Annotated in this window: 15 protein-coding genes; 10 read left to right on the top strand and 5 right to left on the bottom strand. The window is 70.4% G+C overall.

Translation table 11 applies throughout. From position 1 onward, the window contains the following. Window positions 1-3: 3 nt before the first annotated feature. Window positions 4-630 carry an acyl-CoA dehydrogenase family protein gene (locus G6N45_RS18375; protein ID WP_163723548.1) on the bottom strand — a complete coding sequence of 209 codons (627 nt, stop codon included), beginning with the start codon at window positions 628-630 and terminating at the stop codon, window positions 4-6. Window positions 631-824: 194 nt separating this feature from the next. On the opposite strand from G6N45_RS18375, the gene G6N45_RS18370 reads away from it, so the two are divergent. From G6N45_RS18370 to G6N45_RS18355, 4 genes are all read left to right on the top strand, one after another. Beyond that, window positions 825-2,396 carry a carboxylesterase/lipase family protein gene (locus G6N45_RS18370; RefSeq protein ID WP_163723547.1) on the top strand — a complete coding sequence of 524 codons (1,572 nt, stop codon included), beginning with the start codon at window positions 825-827 and terminating at the stop codon, window positions 2,394-2,396. Window positions 2,397-2,441: 45 nt separating this feature from the next. Further along, a complete protein-coding gene (locus G6N45_RS18365; protein ID WP_163728647.1) occupies window positions 2,442-3,344 on the top strand; it encodes a sterol desaturase family protein in 903 nt (300 codons plus the stop codon). Between the two features lie 10 nt (window positions 3,345-3,354). Continuing rightward, window positions 3,355-4,761 (top strand): NAD(P)/FAD-dependent oxidoreductase, encoded by a 1,407-nt coding sequence (locus G6N45_RS18360; protein ID WP_163723546.1) that lies wholly within the window; start codon window positions 3,355-3,357, stop codon window positions 4,759-4,761. A 167-nt stretch (window positions 4,762-4,928) separates the two neighbouring features. Further along, entirely contained in the window at window positions 4,929-5,606 is a 678-nt protein-coding gene (locus G6N45_RS18355; RefSeq protein ID WP_163723545.1) for an Rv1815 family serine proteinase, read from the top strand. Here G6N45_RS18355 and G6N45_RS18350 read toward each other — a convergent pair. Next, entirely contained in the window at window positions 5,603-6,043 is a 441-nt protein-coding gene (locus tag G6N45_RS18350) for a nitroreductase/quinone reductase family protein (protein WP_163723544.1), read from the bottom strand. The two genes, G6N45_RS18355 and G6N45_RS18350, sit on opposite strands and share 4 nt — an antisense overlap. A gap of 108 nt (window positions 6,044-6,151) precedes the next feature. Here G6N45_RS18350 and G6N45_RS18345 point away from each other — a divergent pair, with 108 nt between their 5' ends. Further along, the gene (locus G6N45_RS18345) at window positions 6,152-6,832 is read left to right on the top strand and encodes a TetR/AcrR family transcriptional regulator (protein ID WP_163723543.1); all 681 of its coding nucleotides are present in this window, start codon (window positions 6,152-6,154) and stop codon (window positions 6,830-6,832) included. Here G6N45_RS18345 and G6N45_RS18340 read toward each other — a convergent pair. Continuing rightward, window positions 6,826-7,347, bottom strand: a complete 522-nt coding sequence (locus G6N45_RS18340) for a hypothetical protein (protein ID WP_163723542.1) — start codon at window positions 7,345-7,347, stop codon at window positions 6,826-6,828. The two genes, G6N45_RS18345 and G6N45_RS18340, sit on opposite strands and share 7 nt — an antisense overlap. Before the next feature lie 93 nt (window positions 7,348-7,440). Here G6N45_RS18340 and G6N45_RS18335 point away from each other — a divergent pair, with 93 nt between their 5' ends. Together G6N45_RS18335 and G6N45_RS18330 are read left to right on the top strand one after the other, a co-directional pair. Next, window positions 7,441-7,935 carry a VOC family protein gene (locus tag G6N45_RS18335; RefSeq protein WP_163723541.1) on the top strand — a complete coding sequence of 165 codons (495 nt, stop codon included), beginning with the start codon at window positions 7,441-7,443 and terminating at the stop codon, window positions 7,933-7,935. Beyond that, window positions 7,932-9,440 (top strand): FAD-binding protein, encoded by a 1,509-nt coding sequence (locus G6N45_RS18330; RefSeq protein WP_179965196.1) that lies wholly within the window; start codon window positions 7,932-7,934, stop codon window positions 9,438-9,440. The genes G6N45_RS18335 and G6N45_RS18330 overlap by 4 nt, the downstream gene beginning before the upstream one ends. Here the strand turns inward: G6N45_RS18330 and G6N45_RS18325 are convergent. After that, window positions 9,437-11,344, bottom strand: a complete 1,908-nt coding sequence (locus G6N45_RS18325) for an ABC transporter ATP-binding protein/permease (protein WP_163728642.1) — start codon at window positions 11,342-11,344, stop codon at window positions 9,437-9,439. The two genes, G6N45_RS18330 and G6N45_RS18325, sit on opposite strands and share 4 nt — an antisense overlap. Before the next feature lie 54 nt (window positions 11,345-11,398). After that, window positions 11,399-13,234: an ABC transporter ATP-binding protein/permease gene (locus G6N45_RS18320; protein ID WP_275997684.1), complete on the bottom strand. Its 1,836-nt coding sequence runs from the start codon at window positions 13,232-13,234 to the stop codon at window positions 11,399-11,401. 177 nt (window positions 13,235-13,411) lie between these two features. Here G6N45_RS18320 and secA2 point away from each other — a divergent pair, with 177 nt between their 5' ends. The 3 genes from secA2 to G6N45_RS18305 are packed head-to-tail and all read left to right on the top strand — an operon-like array spanning window position 13,412 to window position 17,271. Further along, a complete protein-coding gene (secA2, locus tag G6N45_RS18315; RefSeq protein ID WP_163723539.1) occupies window positions 13,412-15,748 on the top strand; it encodes an accessory Sec system translocase SecA2 in 2,337 nt (778 codons plus the stop codon). A 9-nt stretch (window positions 15,749-15,757) separates the two neighbouring features. Then, the gene (locus G6N45_RS18310; protein WP_179965195.1) at window positions 15,758-16,384 is read left to right on the top strand and encodes a CDP-alcohol phosphatidyltransferase family protein; all 627 of its coding nucleotides are present in this window, start codon (window positions 15,758-15,760) and stop codon (window positions 16,382-16,384) included. Then, the gene (locus G6N45_RS18305; protein ID WP_163723538.1) at window positions 16,381-17,271 is read left to right on the top strand and encodes a DUF881 domain-containing protein; all 891 of its coding nucleotides are present in this window, start codon (window positions 16,381-16,383) and stop codon (window positions 17,269-17,271) included. The genes G6N45_RS18310 and G6N45_RS18305 overlap by 4 nt, the downstream gene beginning before the upstream one ends. Window positions 17,272-17,273 lie beyond the last annotated feature (2 nt).

Below are 17,273 nucleotides of genomic sequence, written 5' to 3'. Positions count from 1 at the left end.
GGGTCAGTACACCAGCCCGAGCCGGGGCGGCCGGGTGCCGTGCAGCGCCTGATCGAAGGCGCCCGCCACGCTGGGCGGCGCGTCGGCCGGGTGCGGCGGCGGGCCCTCGTCGATCACCAGGTCAGCGGGGACGGTCACGTCGCGCAGCGTGACCCGGCCGCTGCGTGTACCGCGCTGCCCGAAGGCCGACCACTCCTCCAGATGCAGCGTGACGCCGGGCTGGTCGGGCCGCACGAACAGCGTGGCCGTGTCCGCCGAGTCCCGGTCGGCGATCCGCGCCGACACCGCGATCCACGCCGCGCCGAGCGTGCCCGTCGCGTAGTACTTGGTGCCGTTGACCACCCAGTCGCCGACGCGCCGGGTCGCCGTGGTCCGGCGATCCAGTGCGTGGGCGGTGCCCCGCTCGGCGGTGGCGTTGCCGAGCTGGGCGCCTGCGAGCAGGTCGGCGAAGATCCGCGGAGCGGGCTGCCGGGCGCCCAGCCCGGCGATGTTGTGCGCGATGACGTAGTGCGACAGCAGCAGCTGCGGGGTCAGCACGGCGTCGGCGCGTTCCCGCTCGGCGCTGCCCGGGGCGATCGCGGCGGCGACCCGGTTTGCGGCGGCCAGCGCGTCGCGCGCGGTGCGCAGCAACGGCGGTGCGGTGACGGTCGACGGGCTCGGGCGATGATGTCGGCGGTCATGGCGGCACCGTAGGGAGGGGGCGGCGCGGTGCGGGAGACTTGTGAGCAGCGAGAATCTTTGTCGTGCCGCGCCGTCGGGGCCGTCTCGGCGGCGCACGCCGCTGGTACAGTTACGTACCGGCTGTCGATCGAAGGAGATCAGCGATGACCGCGGAGGCGACGACCCGCAGCAATGCGGGTGGACGGCCGGTTGTGGACACCACCTACGGACCCGTCCGCGGCCTCGACGACGGGGTGGTGGCGTCGTGGAAGGCGGTCCGCTACGCCGCCGCGCCGGTCGGTGATCTGCGCTGGCGGGCGCCCCAGCCGCCGATTCCGTGGACCGAACCGTTCGACGCCACCCGGGTCGGACCGGTCTGCCCCCAGCCCACCGACCCCCGCATCCCGATCGACCTCGGCGCCCCGCAGGGCGAGGACTTCCTGCGCCTCAACGTCTGGGCGCCGTCGGGCACCCGAGCCGGTGCCGCCAAGCCGGTGATGGTGTGGGTGCACGGCGGCGCCTACATCCTCGGCTCGGCCAGCCAGCCGCTCTACCACGGCCGCCGGCTGGCCGCCGACGGCGACGTCATCGTGGTGACCGTCAACTACCGGCTCGGCGCGCTCGGCTTCCTCGAGCTGGCCACCCTGGGCGCCGACTCCGAACGGTTCGCCACCAACCTCGGCCTGCGCGACGTGCTCGCCGCGCTGGAATGGGTGCGCGACAACATCGCCGCCTTCGGCGGTGACCCAGGACGGGTCACGCTCTTCGGCGAATCGGCCGGCGCAGGCGTGGTGACCACGCTGCTCGGCAGCCCCGCGGCGAAGGGCCTGTTCCACGCCGCGATCGCGCAGAGCTCGCCGGTCACGTCGTCCTACGATGCGGAGCCGGCCAGCCGGATCGCCGCGCGCTTCCTCGACGTCGTCGGAGTGGGCCGCGACGACCTGTCCCGGCTCGCGGAACTGCCCATCGAGGCGATCGTGACGGCGTCGCGCACCGTCTTCGACGAAGTACCGGTGCACACCCCGGGCCGGCTGGCCTTCGCGCCGATCGTCGACCGCGACATCGTCCCCGACTACCCGGTGCGGTTGGCGCGGGCCGGACAGACCCATCCGGTGCCGCTGATCATCGGCACCAACCGCAATGAGGCGGCCCTGTTCCGCTACATGAAGTCGCCGCTGATGCCGATCAAGGCGGAATCGATCCGGGCGATGTTCGCCGAGATCGCGGCCGAGCAGCCGGATCTCTCGCTGCCCGAGCAGCGCCGGCTCGAGGGCATCTACCGCGGCCGCCGCAAGGGCAAGGGGCTGGGCCTGGCCGGCGACCTGGGCTTCCGGATGCCCTCGATCTGGTTCGCCGACGGCCACCGCACCTCCGCGCCGGTGTACCTGTACCGATTCGACTTCGCCACCCCGATGCTGCGGTTGCTGCGCCTGCACGCCGCCCACGCCACCGAGTTGCCGTTCGTCTGGGGCAACCTCGGCGCGGTGCGCCGCGACCCGATGTTCGCCCTCGGCGGCCGCGCGGCGGGCGAGCAGGTGTCGCGCCGCGTCCGCGCGCGCTGGACGAACTTCGCCAGGGACGGGGTGCCGGCCGGCCTCGTCGGTGAGCCGCAGTGGCGGCCCTACGGCGCCGACGACCGCGCCACGCTGGTCATCGACCGGCAGGACTCGGTGACCGACGACCTCGACGGACCGGTACGCCGCGCCTGGGGCGACGACGTCCTGAGCTTCCGGTAGGAGCGGGGGAGCGACGTGGACTTCCTGGACGTGCTGCCGCCGCAGATGCGGGATCCGGTGCTGTTCGCGATCCCGTTCTTCCTGCTGTTGCTGCTCATCGAGTGGACTGCCGCACGTAAGCTCGAACACGTTGTCTCGCAAGGGCAGTCACCGGAGCCGGGACGGCCCGCCGCCGGGGCCTACCTGACACGCGACTCCTGGGCCAGCATCTCGATGGGGCTGGTGTCGGTCGCGACGATGGGCGCCTGGAAGTTCCTGGCGCTGCTGGGGTATGCGGCGATCTACACCTATCTGGCGCCGTGGCACCTGTCGGCCACCCAGTGGTACACGTGGGTGATCGCGCTCGTCGGGGTGGATCTGCTGTTCTACTGCTACCACCGCATCGCCCACCGCGTCCGGCTGATCTGGGCCACCCATCAGGCGCACCACTCCAGTCAGTACTTCAATTTCGCGACCGCGCTGCGCCAGAAGTGGAACAACAGCGGAGAGATCCTGATGTGGATCCCGTTGCCGCTGCTGGGCGTTCCGCCATGGATGGTGTTCTTCAGCTTCTCGGTCAGCCTGGTCTACCAGTTCTGGATCCACACCGAGCGCATCGGCACGCTGCCGCGGGCCGTCGAGTTCGTGTTCAACACCCCGTCGCACCACCGGGTGCACCACGGCATGGACCAGATCTATCTGGACAAGAACTACGGCGGCATCCTGATCATCTGGGACCGGCTGTTCGGCACCTTCCAGCCCGAGGTGTTCCGGCCGCACTACGGGCTGACCAAACCGGTGAACACCTTCAACATCTGGCGCCTGCAGACGCGCGAGTACGTCGCGATCGGCCGCGACGTGCGCGCCGCGCGGAGATTCCGGGACAAGCTCGGCTACATCTTCGGCCCGCCCGGGTGGGAACCGGCGAGCGTGGCCGGGAAGGACACGGCGGCGCGCGCCACGACGTAGTCTGCGCGGTGTGAAGACCGTCTTCGATGCCCCTGTCGACCCCGCGCTGATCGACACGTCGCTGGCCGGCAGCACGCTGGGCTCGGTCTGGCTGGACACGGCGCGGCCGGACTACCCGCCGCCGTCGGGTCCCGTCACCGCCGACCTGCTGGTCATCGGCGGCGGCTACACCGGGCTGTGGAGCGCGCTGCACGCCGCACGCCGCCATCCCGACCGGCGGGTGATCCTGATCGAGGCCGACCGCATCGGCTGGGCCGCGTCCGGGCGCAACGGAGGGTTCGTCGACGCCAGCCTCACTCATGGCTACGACAACGGGAAGTCACGCTGGCCCGACGAGATCGACACCCTCGAAGCGCTGGGCATGGAGAACCTCGACGGGATGGCCGCAGAGATCGCCGAGCTGGGCCTCGACGTCGAATGGCAGCGCACCGGCATGCTGACCGTGGCCACAGAGCAGCATCAGGTGGCCTGGCTGGCCGAAGCCGCCGCCGACAAGCACGGCGAGTTCTTCGACACCGCGCGGGTGCGGGAGGAGGTGCACTCGCCGACGTATCTGGCCGGGCTCTACAGCGCCGACGACTGCGCGATCGTCAACCCCGCGAAGCTGGCCCTCGAGCTCGCCCGGGCCTGCCGCGAGGCGGGCGTGGAGATCTTCGAGCACACGACGGCCCGCAGCATCGACTCCGGCGGCGCGTCGATCCGGGTGCACACCGACGGGCCGGCCTTGACGTGCCGGCAAATCGTGTTGGCCACCAACGTGTTTCCCAGCCTGCTGCGCCGCAACCGGCTCTACACCGTGCCGGTCTACGACTACGTGCTGGCCACCGAACCGCTGACCGACGCCCAGCTCGACCGCATCGGGTGGCGCAACCGGCAGGGGATCGGCGACTCCGCCAACCAGTTCCACTATTACCGGCTGTCGATGGACAACCGGATCGTCTGGGGCGGCTACGACGCGGTGTACCACTTCGGCCGGCGGGTCAAGTCCACCTACGAGGACCGCGCCGAGAGCTACCGGCGGCTGGCCGCCCACTTCTTCCTCACCTTCCCCGCCCTCGACGATGTGCGCTTCACCCACCGCTGGGCCGGTCCGATCGACACCAACACCCGGTTCTGCGCCCACTGGGGGCTGGCACGGGAAGGCCGCGTCGCCTACGTCAACGGGTTCACCGGCTTGGGCGTCGGAGCCACCCGGTTCGCCGCGGACGTGTGCCTGGATCTGCTGGACGGCGTCTCCACGCCGCGCACCCGGCTGGAGATGGTGCGCCGCAAGCCGCTGCCGTTCCCGCCCGAGCCGTTGGCCAGTGCCGGGATCCAGGCCACCCGGTGGTCGCTGGACCGGGCCGACCACTCCGCGGGGCGTCGCAACCTGTTGCTGCGCGCCCTCGACGCCGCCGGTCTGGGCTTCGACTCCTGACACGAGCCTGTGCTGCGCCGGTGTAACGCCCCGTTATCGACCCGCGATGAGCCGGTTACACCGTCGGAGCACACGGGTATCACCCCGATGTCCCGGCGGCCGCCGAGAACTCACCCGGGGAGAGTGGAGGGGCTGTGTCGAACCGACCGCCGTCGCGAGGACCGAGGATGCTGCCCGCGCTGCTGGCCGCCCTGGCCACACTGCTGGTGCCGTCGGCTCCGGCGAACGCCCAGCCCGACGTGCTGGTCCACCCGGGCATGGAGATCCACCAGGACTCGGTGCTGTGCACCCTGGGCTACGTCGATCCGCAGACCCGCATCGCGTTCACGGCGGGTCACTGCCGGGCCTCGGGCACCGTCACCGACAAGGGCGGCACCGTGATCGGCACCCAGGTCTCGTTCCGGGACAACACCCCCGACGGCACCACGATCGACACCAACCACCAGATCGCCGACTGGGAGGTGATCCAGCTACTGCCGACCGCCGCGGTCAACAACGTGCTGCCCAGCGGCAGGGTCCTGGTCACCGACCCGGCCGTGCTGCCGGTGGCGGGCATGCCGGTGTGCCACTTCGGCGTGGTGACGGGGGAAAGCTGCGGCACCGTCGACGCGGTCAACAACGGCTGGTTCACGATGGCCAACGGCGTGGTCAGCCGCAAGGGGGACTCCGGCGGGCCGGTGTACACCAGCACGCCCGACGGCCGCACCGTGCTCATCGGCGTGTTCAACAGCACTTGGGGCACGTTCCCGGCGGCGGTGTCCTGGCAGACGGCCAGCCAGGAGGCGCGCGCGGACACCATCTCCGCCGCATCCGCGCAGATCACCCCGGTGGCGGCGCAGCCCTAACCCGTCATCTCGAACACCGGGATCGACGCGGCGACCGCACGGATATGGGCGTCGCTCGACGTCGGTGTGAGCCCACCGGTGTGGCCCTTGACCTGCCAGTACCACCGGTCGAGGTACCGCCTCAGCAGCGCGGTTTTCGCCTCGTCGGGCACCTCCACGACGCCGCGGCGCCGGGCGCGGCGGCGCGGACCGGTCTCCACCGTGCCTGCGGCGCGCACGTTGCGGGCCCACTGGGTGTTGCCGCGGGGTGAGACGAGGTAGTCGCGGCCGTCGACGGTGAGCAGGTTGACCACCACCGGGCGCACCTCGCCGCTCGTTCGGCCCCGCACGCGCAGCGCGGTGCTGCCCTGGACGCTGACTCCTTTCTCGGCCAGTCGGCGGATCAGGCCGTTGAACAGGCGCGTGGCCGGCCCCGGAACGTCGTAGCGCTCGGACATCGTGGCTTCCCTTCGGTTGGACTTTCGAGAGCAGTGCTCTCAAAAGAGAGTGGCACGACTGGCGACGGATTTCAAGAGCAGTGCTCTCGGATATGCCACACTGGCGGCGTGGGCACCCGACAGGACAGCCGTGACCGGATCGAGCGCCGCATCGTCGAACTGGGCCGGCGCCATCTGATCACCGACGGCGCGGCGGGTCTCTCCCTGCGGGCGATCGCTCGCGACCTCGGCATGGTGTCCTCCGCGGTGTACCGGTACGTGGCCAGCCGCGACGACCTGCTGACGCTGTTGCTCGTCGACGCCTACACCGAGCTGGCCGAGGCCGTCGACGACGCGCGGCGGGCGGCCGGCGATGACTGGCGGACGCAGCTGGCGGCCATCGCCCGTGCCGCCCGGCAGTGGGCCGTCGGCCAGCCGGCGAGCTGGGCGCTGCTCTACGGCAGCCCGGTACCCGGCTACCACGCTCCGCGGGACCGGACCGTCGGCCCCGGCACCCGCGTCGTCGCCGCCTTGTTCACCGTCGTCGCCGCCGGTGTCGCCGCCGGAGACATACCGTCAGCGAAAACCGCTGCACCGCAACCACTCTCATCAGACCTCGAGAATCTACGGGCCGAGTTCGGCGTCGCCGTCGACGACAGCGCGCTGACCAAATGCCTGGTGCTGTGGGCGGCGCTGGTCGGCGCGATCAGCCTGGAGGTGTTCGGGCAGTACGGATCCGACACGCTCACCGACCCCGCGCTCGCCTTCGACACGCAGGTCGCTCTACTGACCGGGATGCTCGCTCAGTAGGTCCAGCTGCCGGCGGGTGAGATGACGAACCCGTGCTCGCCGTAGCGCCGGTCGGGCGGATCCGGGGTATCGGCCGGCCACGAGTCGGGCTTGGCGGCGCGGCAGGCCAGCGTGTCCGCGGCCGGCACGGCGCAGACCACACCGTTGCCCGCAGCGAACCGCGAACCCGTCGGCAGCAGGGGGGAGGGCCCCACGTCGGATCCGACGTCGTCGTACCCGAACTCGCCGGCGTGCGTCAACGAGACCGACGCCGTCGAGATCCCGGACGAGGAGCCGGGCAGCGGGCCACGGCAGAAGATTCCGAGGTCGGGGATCAAGCTGTCCTGGCACCGCAGGCCCGCCGGGGTGCTGAAGACCCACCCGGACATGCTCGGGTGCGCCCCGAAGACCTGGTAGGCGGTCGGGTCGACCGCGGGATACGCGTCGACGTCGGGAAACTCCGGCGGCGCCGCCCCGGCCGGCGCGGCTCCGGCCAGGAGTCCGGCCGCCACCACCAGCGGTACGAGTGCGCGCATGACACGACTATCGGGGACCGCCGTCCCCGCGTTAGCGCCGGAAAGTAGAACACGTTCTAGCCTGGGCGCGCCGCTGGCGATATTCTCGAACCGATGCTTGACCAGACACCTGTCCAGATTGCGTGGGTGACCCGCGACCTGGCGGCCACCGAAGCCGCGCTGAGCGCGCTGCTCGGCGCGAAGACGTGGACGCGCATGCCCGGCGTTCACTTCGGCCCGCAGACGTGCACCTACCGCGGCAGACCCGCCGACCACGTCGCCGACATCGCGCTGAGCTATGCCGGCGACACCCAGCTGGAGGTGATCGCCCCGGTGAGCGGGGACAGCGTCTACACCGAATTCCTCGATCGCAGCGGACCCGGCCTGCACCACGTGTGCCTGGCCGCCGCCGACCCCGACGCGTTCGACGCCGCGGTGCGCGACGCGCAGCGCGACGGCGCAGAGGTGGCGATGGCGGGCACGATGCCGGGCGGGATGCGCTTCGCCTACCTCTCGGCCGCCGACGCCGGCGTGCCGTATATCGAAATCGCTTATATCCCTGCCGAATTCGCTGCATTCTTCGACCACATCAAACAGGAGCAGAAGTGAGCATGCACATCCCCGACACCGTCCGTTCGGCCGACGTCACGTCGTGGTCCGACGAGGTGGACGTCGTGGTCCTCGGATTCGGCATCGCCGGTGGATGCGCGGCGGTCAGTGCGGCCGCGGCAGGCGCGCGCGTGCTGGTCCTCGAGAAGGCGGCCGCCGCGGGCGGCACCACGTCGATGGCCGGCGGGCACTTCTACCTGGGCGGGGGGACCGCCGTGCAGCAGGCCACCGGGCACGACGATTCCCCGGAGGAGATGTACAACTACCTCGTCTCCCAGTCGCGCGACCCCGAACACGACAAGATCCGCGCCTACTGCGAGGGCAGCGTCGAGCACTTCACCTGGCTGGAGGACCTCGGCTTCCAGTTCGAGCGCAGCTACTACCCGGGCAAGGTCGTCGTGCCGCCCGGTACCGAGGGCCTGTCCTACACGGGCAACGAGAAGGTGTGGCCGTTCTGCGAGCAGGCCGTCCCCGCCCCGCGCGGCCATTCCGTGCCCGTGCCCGGAGAACTGGGCGGGGCCTCCATGGTGATCGAGCTGCTGGTGAAACGGGCGGCCAACCTGGGCGTGCAGTTCCGCTACGAGACCGGGGCGACGGCGCTCGTCGTCGACGACGACGGGGCCGTGGTCGGGGTGCGGTGGAAGCACTTCGCCGAGAGCGGCGACGTGAGGGCCGACGCGGTGGTGATCGCCGCCGGCGGCTTCGCGATGAACGCCGCGATGGTCGCCGAGTACACCCCCGCACTCGGGGCCGAACGCAAGACCAAGCACCACGGCACCGTGGCGCCCTACATCCTGGGCAACCCGAACGACGACGGCCTCGGCATCGGGCTCGGCGTGTCGGCCGGGGGCGTCGCGACGCACATGCACGAGCTGTTCATCACCGCCGCGGCCTATCCGCCCGAGATCCTGCTCACCGGGGTGATCGTCAACGCCGAGGGCGAGCGGTTCGTCGCCGAGGACTCCTACCACGCGCGGACCTCGGCGTTCGTGCTCGAGCAACCGGATCAGGTCGCCTATCTGGTCGTCGACGAGGCGCACATGCAGATGCCCGAGATGCCGCTGATCAAGTTCATCGACGGCTGGGAGACGGTCGCGGAGATGGAAGAAGCGCTGGGCATCCCGGCCGGCAACCTGGCCGCCACGCTCGAGCGCTACAACGCCAACGCCCGCGAGGGTGCCGACCCCGACTTCCACAAGCAGCCCGAATACGTGGCTGCACAGGACAAAGGCCCGTGGGCGGCGTTCGACCTGTCGCTGGGCCGGGCCATGTATTCGGGGTTCACGATGGGCGGGCTCAAGGTGTCCATCGACGGGGAGGTGCTGCGCGAGGACGGCAGCCCCGTCACCGGGCTGTACGCGGCCGGGGCGTGCGCCTCCAACATCGCCCAGGACGGCAAGGGGTACGCCAGCGGCACCCAGCTGGGCGAAGGCTCGTTCTTCGGGAGGCGCGCGGGAAATCACGCAGCGCGGCGGACGGGAACCCGCGCCGCGAGCAAGGCCTAGACCCGGACGGGTTCCCCGCCGATCACGCCGAGCTCCCACGCCCCGTTGCCGAGCAGCTTCAGCTCGCGAGTGTGGTGCCGCTGCAGGGTGCTGCGGTGGCTGACGCTGACCAGGATCGTGTCGGGCAGCTCGGTGCGGACCAGGTCGTACATCGTCAGCTCGAGGCCTTCGTCGAGCGCCGAGGTGGACTCGTCGAGGAACACGGCCTTCGGCCTGGTCAGCAGGATCCGTGCGAACGCGATGCGCTGCTGCTCGCCGGGGGAGAGCACCTTGGCCCAGTCCTGGAGCTCGTCGAGCCGGTCGACGAGGTGCGGCAGCGCGACTTTCTGCAGTGCCGTCCGCAGCAGGTCGTCGTCGATGTCGCCGGCCTTGCTCGGGTAGGACACGACGGCGCGCAGATCGCCGAGCGGGACGTAGGGCATCTGCGACAGGAACATCGTCTCGTTCTCGTCGATCGGGTAGGTCAGCCGCCCGGACGTGAACGGCCACAGCTGCGCCAGGCTGCGCAGCAGCGTGGTCTTGCCGGTGCCCGACTTGCCGGTGATCATCAGGCATTCGCCCGGCTCGAGGCGCAGGTTCACCGGGTCGATCAGCTGCTTGCCGTCCGGGGTACGCACCTCGACGGCCTCGAGCGTGACGTTCTGGCCGGTGCAGCCCGCCACGTCGAGCGCAGGCAGCGCGCGGCCCTGCTCGTCGGCGGTCACCAGCCCGTCGAGACGGATGATCGCCGCGCGGTACCCGGCGAACAGGTCGTAGGCGTTGCGGAAGAACGACAGTCCGCTCTGGATCGCGCCGAACGCCGATGCGGACTGCGTCATCGCACCCAGCGGGATCTCGCCGGCGGCGAACCGGGGGAACTGCACCAGATAGGGGAGCGGCACGATGATCTGACCCATCGACCAGTTCCAGCCGTTGAACCGCAGCGACCGGTTGATGTATCGGCGGTAGTTCGTGACGACCGGGGCGAACAGCCGCCGCAGCCCGGTGCGTTCGGCGATCTCACCGCGGTAGAACGCCACAGCCTCCGACGCATCGCGCAACCGGACCAGTGCGTACCGGAAGGCCGCGTTGTATTTCTCGTTGAGGAACGACAGATTGATGATCGGGCGGCCGATCCAGAACGCGATGACCGACGCGAAAAGCACGTAGACGATGCCGATGAAGAAGATCGCGTGCGGCAGCGTGATGCCGAACATCGTCAGCGGGCCCGACAGCTCCCACAGGATCGCGGTGAACGACACCACCGACACCACCGCCGAGATCGCGCCGAACAGAAGGGAACTCGACGATCCGTAGTACGGCACGTTGGGCAGCGGGCCGTTGGTCGCGGTGAAGATGTCGATGTCGGACTGGATCCGCTGATCCGGGTTGTCGATGGTCTCGTCGATGAACCGGGCGCGGTAGTAGGCCCGCCCGTCGAGCCAGTCTCCGGTCATCCGGTCGGTCAGCCACGCGCGCCACCGCAGGCAGAACCGCTGGAACAGGTACATGTCCAGCAGCAGCTGGGTGATGGACAGCACGGCCAGGATCGAGAAGATCCCGATGGTCGACCAGAAGCCGTCGATGCCCGACTGCCGCACCGCGTCGTTGTCCGACGTCAGGCCCGAGACCACCGCCTGGAAACTCGTCATCAGGTCGTTGCTCTGGTAGGTGAACAGCACGTCGAGTCGGACGTTGATCATCACCGAGGCCAGCAGAACCGCCAGGAAGATCCACACCTTGACGCTCTCGGGCCCGGTGAAATACGCGCCCGAGATGCGCCAGAACTGCTTCCCCCACGTGGTGAACCGGCCGATCAGCGCGAGCACGACCAGCGTGGCCACCGCGGCGAGAGCCCAACCCTTGGCGATCCACCACAGCGAAATCCACAGCTCGCTACCCCAGTCCAGCGTCGGGGTGAACATTTCTTGCATGCGGGCAAGGTACCGCGACAACCTGGTGGCGGCGTGGCGGAGTCGTCAACCCGTACGCGCGAGTTTCTCCAATCGCCACCGCCCGTCGCCGATCAGCGAGAGCCGGCGGTCGTGCAGCAGGTGAACGCTGGCACGGTGGCTCACGCTGACGATGATCATGTCGGGCAGTCGCTCACGCAGCAGGCCGTAGAGCATCTGCTCGAGACCTTCGTCCATCGCCGAGGTCGACTCGTCGAGGAACACCGCGCTGGGCGCCCCGAGCAGCACCCGGGCGAACGCGATGCGCTGCTGCTCGCCGACCGAGAGGACCTTCGCCCAGTCCTGGCTGTCCCCGAGCCGGATCATCAGATGTGACAACGCCACATCGAGCAGCGCCCGCTGGATCGCGGTGTCGTCGACGTCGCCGGGCGGGTTCGGATAGGTGACCGCGGCGCGCAGATCACCCAGCGGCAGGTAGGGCAGTTGGGGCACGAACATCACCGCGTCGCGGCCCTGCGGCAGCCGCACCCGGCCCGTCGCGTACGGCCACAGCCCGGCAAGGCTGGCCAGCAGCACCGACTTGCCGATCCCCGACGGACCTGCGATCACCACCGATTCGCCGCGCGCGATGTCGAGGTCGAGCGGGTGCAGCAGCGTCGTGCCGTCGGGCTTCCGGACCTCCACCCCGGCCACCGCCAGGCCGCCGTCGGCGGAGTCGGACACCTGCACCGAGGTGAAGCTGCCCGCCCGTTCGTTCTGGTCGGCCAGCCCGTCGAGGCGGATGATCGCCGCCCGGTAGCTCGCGAACTGGTCGTAGGCATTGCGGAAGAACGACAGCGAGTCGTGGATCGCGCCAAAGGCGGTCGAGGATTGCCACACCCCGCCGAACGAGATCCGCTGCGCGAACAGGCCCTGGGCCTGCACCAGCCACGGCAGCGGGTTGATGGCCTGGCTCATCGAGACGTTCCACCCGAAGAACAGCATCATCCGGTGCAGCCAGTGCCGGTAGTTGTCCATCACCCCGTCGAGGCGCCCGCGCAGCACACCCCGCTCGGCGGGTTCGCCGCGGTACAGCCCGATCGCCGCGCTGCCGTCCCGCACCCGCACCAGCGCGTATCGGAAACCGGCGTTGCGCAACTCGTTGAGGTAACTGAACCGGATCAGCGGCCTGCCGATCGCGAACGCCACGATCGTCGCGACGAGCACGTAGACCAGCACGATCCAGAACAGGGCCCGCTGCAGCGTCACCCCGCCGAGCGTGACCGGCTCGGACAGCCGCCACAGGATCGTGCCGAACGACAGCACCGACAGCACGGCCTCGACGGCACCGAACAGCAGTGTGTTGCCGGAGTTGTAGATCGGGTTGTTGGTGTCGCCGCCGACCCCGGTGGTGAACACGTCCACGTCCTGCTGGATGCGCTGGTCGGGATTGTCTATCGGCCGGCCCGCGAACTGCGCCCGGTAGTAGGCCAGGTCGCCCAGCCAGCCGTCGATGAAGCGCCGGCTCAGCCAGACACGCCACCGCATGATGAACCGCTGCGTGAGATACATGTCGAGCAGCAGGCGCACGATGTAGCAGCCCGCGAGCACGCCGAACACCACCATCGTGGCCCAGAACCCCGCGATGCCGCTCGACCGGCCCGTCCCCTGCGAGAACGCGATCTGCAACGCGGTGAACAGGTCGTTGACGTAGTACGTCAGCAGCACATTGATGCGCACCGAGACGATCACCGACAACAGCAGCAGCCCGACCAGCCCCCAGACCTTCAGGCTGGCCCGGCCGGTGAAGTACTCGCCGGTGACCCGCCAGAACTGACGGCCCCACTCGGTGAACCGCCCGATGAGCACCAGGACGACGCCCAGACAGACCGCGCTCGAGGCGAACGCGGTGAGCACCCACATCGCCGAGCTGACCCACTCACGGCCCCAGTCGAGGGTCGGCTGGAAGGACTCTGTGTCCACCGTGTGCGCACCCCCTCCCGCGGTCCGGCCTGCGGCGAAGTTACCGCAGGACCGCCGAGGCGCCGGGGACGCGCGGCAGCCACGCACCCGGCGAACGCGCCCGCGTACCGTGATCATGTGGCACGCACCTCATCGAAGACGACCAAATCCTCGACCGGGCGCCTGTCCAGCCGGTTCTGGAAACTGCTCGGGGCCAGCACGGACAAGGATCAGAGCCGCTCGATGGACCAGGTCCGCGCGGCAGCCGAGTTCGACGACAAGGCCGCCGACCTCGACGACGAGCAGCTGCGCAAGGCCGCCACCCTCCTCGAACTCGACGACCTGGCCGACTCCGCCGACATCCCGCAGTTCCTGGCGATCGCGCGCGAGGCCTCCGAACGCGCCACCGGCCTGCGCGCGTTCGACGTGCAGCTGCTGGGCGCGCAGCGGATGCTCGCCGGCGACGTGGTCGAAATGGCCACCGGCGAGGGCAAGACCCTCTCGGGCGCGATCGCGGCAGCCGGCTACGCGCTGGCCGGACGCAATGTGCACGTCATCACGATCAACGACTACCTGGCCCGCCGCGACGCCGAATGGATGGGACCGCTTATCGAGGCGATGGGGCTGACGGTCGGCTGGATCACCGCCGACTCCACCCCCGCCGAGCGCCGCGCCGCCTACGAGTGCGACATCACCTACGCCTCGGTCAACGAGATCGGGTTCGACGTGCTGCGCGACCAGCTGGTCACCGACGTCGCCGACCTGGTGTCGCCGAACCCCGACGTCGCGCTCATCGACGAAGCCGACTCGGTGCTCGTCGACGAGGCGCTGGTGCCGCTGGTGCTGGCCGGCACCAGCCACCGCGAGTCGCCGCGCGTCGACCTGATCCGGTTCGTCGGCGAGCTCGTCGAGGGCGCCGACTACGCCACCGACGCCGAGGGCCGCAACGTCCACCTCACCGAGTCCGGCGCCCAGAAGGTCGAGGCCCGGCTCGGCGGCATCGACCTGTACTCCGAAGAGCACGTCGCGACCACGCTGACCGAGGTCAACGTCGCGCTGCACGCGCACGTGCTGCTGCAGCGCGACGTGCACTACATCGTGCGCGACGACGCCGTGCACCTGATCAACGCCTCCCGCGGCCGCATCGCCACGCTGCAGCGCTGGCCGGACGGGCTGCAGGCCGCGGTGGAGGCCAAGGAGGGCATCGAGACCACCGAGACGGGCGAGGTGCTCGACACCATCACCGTGCAGGCGCTGATCAACCGCTACCCGACGGTGTGCGGGATGACCGGCACCGCGCTGGCCGCCGGCGAGCAGCTGCGCCAGTTCTACAAGCTGGGCGTCTCGCCGATCCCGCCCAACACGCCCAACATCCGCGAGGACGAACCCGACCGCGTCTACGTCACCGCGGCCGCCCGCAACGACGCCGTCGCCGAGCACATCGCCGAGGTGCACAAGACAGGCCAGCCCGTCCTCGTCGGCACCCGTGACGTGGCCGAGTCCGAGGACCTGCACCGCCGCCTGGTCAAAGCCGGGGTGCCCGCGGTCGTGCTCAACGCGAAGAACGACGCCGAGGAGGCGGCCGTCATCGCCGAGGCAGGCACGCTGGGCACGGTGACGGTGTCGACCCAGATGGCGGGCCGCGGCACCGACATCCGGCTGGGCGGCTCCGACGAAGCCGACCACGACGCCGTCGCCGAACTGGGCGGTCTGCACGTGATCGGCACCGGCCGCCACCACACCGAGCGCCTCGACAACCAGCTGCGCGGCCGCGCCGGCCGGCAGGGCGACCCCGGCTCCACCGTGTTCTTCTCCAGCTGGGAGGACGACCTCGTGGTGTCGCACCTGGACGCGGGCAAGCTGCCGCTGGACTGCGACGAGAACGGCCGGGTGCTCAGCCCCAAGGCCGCGAGCCTGCTCGAGCACGCCCAGCGCATCGCCGAGGGCCGGCTGCTCGACGTGCACGCCAACACCTGGCGGTACAACCAGCTGATCGCCCAGCAGCGCGCGATCCTGGTGGAACGCCGGGACACGCTGCTGCGCACCGCGACCGCCCGGGAGGAGCTGGCCGCGCTGTCCCCGGACCGGTACACCGACCTAGTCGAGCGGGTCGGGGAAGAGAAGCTGGAGAAGGTCTGCCGGTTGATCATGCTCTACCACCTGGACCGCGGCTGGGCCGATCATCTCGCCTACCTGGCCGACATCCGGGAGAGCATCCACCTGCGCGCGCTGGGCCGGCAGAACCCGCTCGACGAGTTCCACCGCCTCGCCGTCGACGCGTTCGGGTCGCTGGCGGCCGATGCGATCGAGGCCGCTCAGCAGACCTTCGACACCGCGCCGTCGATCGAGGACGAGCCGGGGGTGGATCTGTCGAAGCTGGCGCGGCCGACCTCGACGTGGACGTACATGGTCCACGACAACCCGCTCAACGACGACACTCTCTCGGCACTGAGCCTGCCGGGGGTGTTCCGCTAGGTTCTACCCATGGCCCGCGGGTTGGAACACGGGGAGGCCCCGGCGCCGCGCGACCGGGTCTGGACGGTGCCCAACGCGCTGTCTGTGATCCGGCTCGTGCTGGTCCCGGTGTTCCTGGTGCTGCTGCTCGTGCTGCACGCCAACGCCTGGGCCGTCGGGGTACTGATGTTCAGCGGGGCGTCCGACTGGGCCGACGGCAAGATCGCGCGGCTGTTCGCCAACCAGTCCTCCCGGCTGGGCGCGCTGCTCGATCCCGCGGTCGACCGCATCTACATGATCGTGACCCCGGTGGCGATGGCGATCGCCGGTGCGGTGCCGTGGTGGATCGTTGCGACGCTGCTGGGCCGCGACCTGGTGCTGGCGACCACGCTGCCGCTGTTGCGCAGCCGCGGGCTGACGGCGCTGCCGGTCACCTACATCGGCAAGGCCGCGACGTTCGCGCTGATGTCCGGGCTGCCGCTGGTGCTGCTCGGGCAGGGCGACGCGCAGTGGAGCCGCGTGGTGCTGGCCATCGGCTGGGGCTTCCTGATCTGGGGCATGGCGATGTACCTGTGGTCGGGAGTGCTCTACCTGCTGCAGGTGGGCATGGTGGCGCGGCGGATGCCCCGGGTGTCGTCCCGAACGTCGGTGCCGTGACCCAGCTGGGGGGCTGGGATCCCACGTCCGGGCGCAGCGCGCACCGGGCGGGCGCCCGCACGCTGATCCCGGTGCCGTCGCTGCTGCGGTCCCTGCTGTCGGACCACCTCGACCCCGGCTACGCCGCCGCGGCGCGGTCACCGCGTCCGCGCCGCGGGGTCGACCGGCTGTGGCAGCTGGCGGCCGCCGCGCTGGTGGCCGCGGTCTTCGCGTTGGCCTGGTCGCAGGCCAAGGCCACCGCGCCGGGTGTGCGGGAATCCCAGCAGGTGCTCGCCGCCAGTGTGCGCTCGGCCGAGGCGGCCACCGACGCGCTGACCGCCCGGCGCAACGCGCTGGCCGCCGACGCGGACTCCGAGCGCCGCGGCCGGCTGGCCGGCGACGCGACCGGCAGGCAACTGCTCGGCGGGCTCGACCAGGCGAACTACGCCGCGGCCGCGACCCCGGTGATCGGACCAGGGCTGACCGTCACCGTCACCGATCCCGGTGTCACCCGCGACCTCACCGACGTGTCCAAGCAGCGTGTCGAGGGCAGCCGGCAGGTGATCCTGGACCGGGACCTGCAGCTGGTGGTGAACTCGCTGTGGCTCAGTGGGGCCGAGGCGATCTCGGTCGGCGGAGTGCGCATCGGGCCCAACGTGACCATCCGGCAGGCGGGCGGCGGCATCCTGGTCGACAATCAACCCATCTCCAGTCCCTACGTCATCCTCGCGGTGGGTCCGCCGCACGCGATGGCCGACACCTTCGACCGCAGCTCGGGCCTGCAGCGGCTGCGGCTGCTCGAGTCGTCCTACGGGGTCGGGGTGAGTGTGGCCGCCGGCGACGGGCTGACCCTGCCCGCAGGCTCGGTGCGCGACCTCAACTTCGCCGAAGAGATGGGGCCGAAGTGAGA

Source organism: Mycolicibacterium psychrotolerans (assembly GCF_010729305.1).
Taxonomy (GTDB): Bacteria; Actinomycetota; Actinomycetes; order Mycobacteriales; family Mycobacteriaceae; genus Mycobacterium; species Mycobacterium psychrotolerans.
The sequence above is the reverse complement of the archived record's forward strand: the minus strand, read 5'-3'. Positions and strand labels throughout refer to the sequence as shown.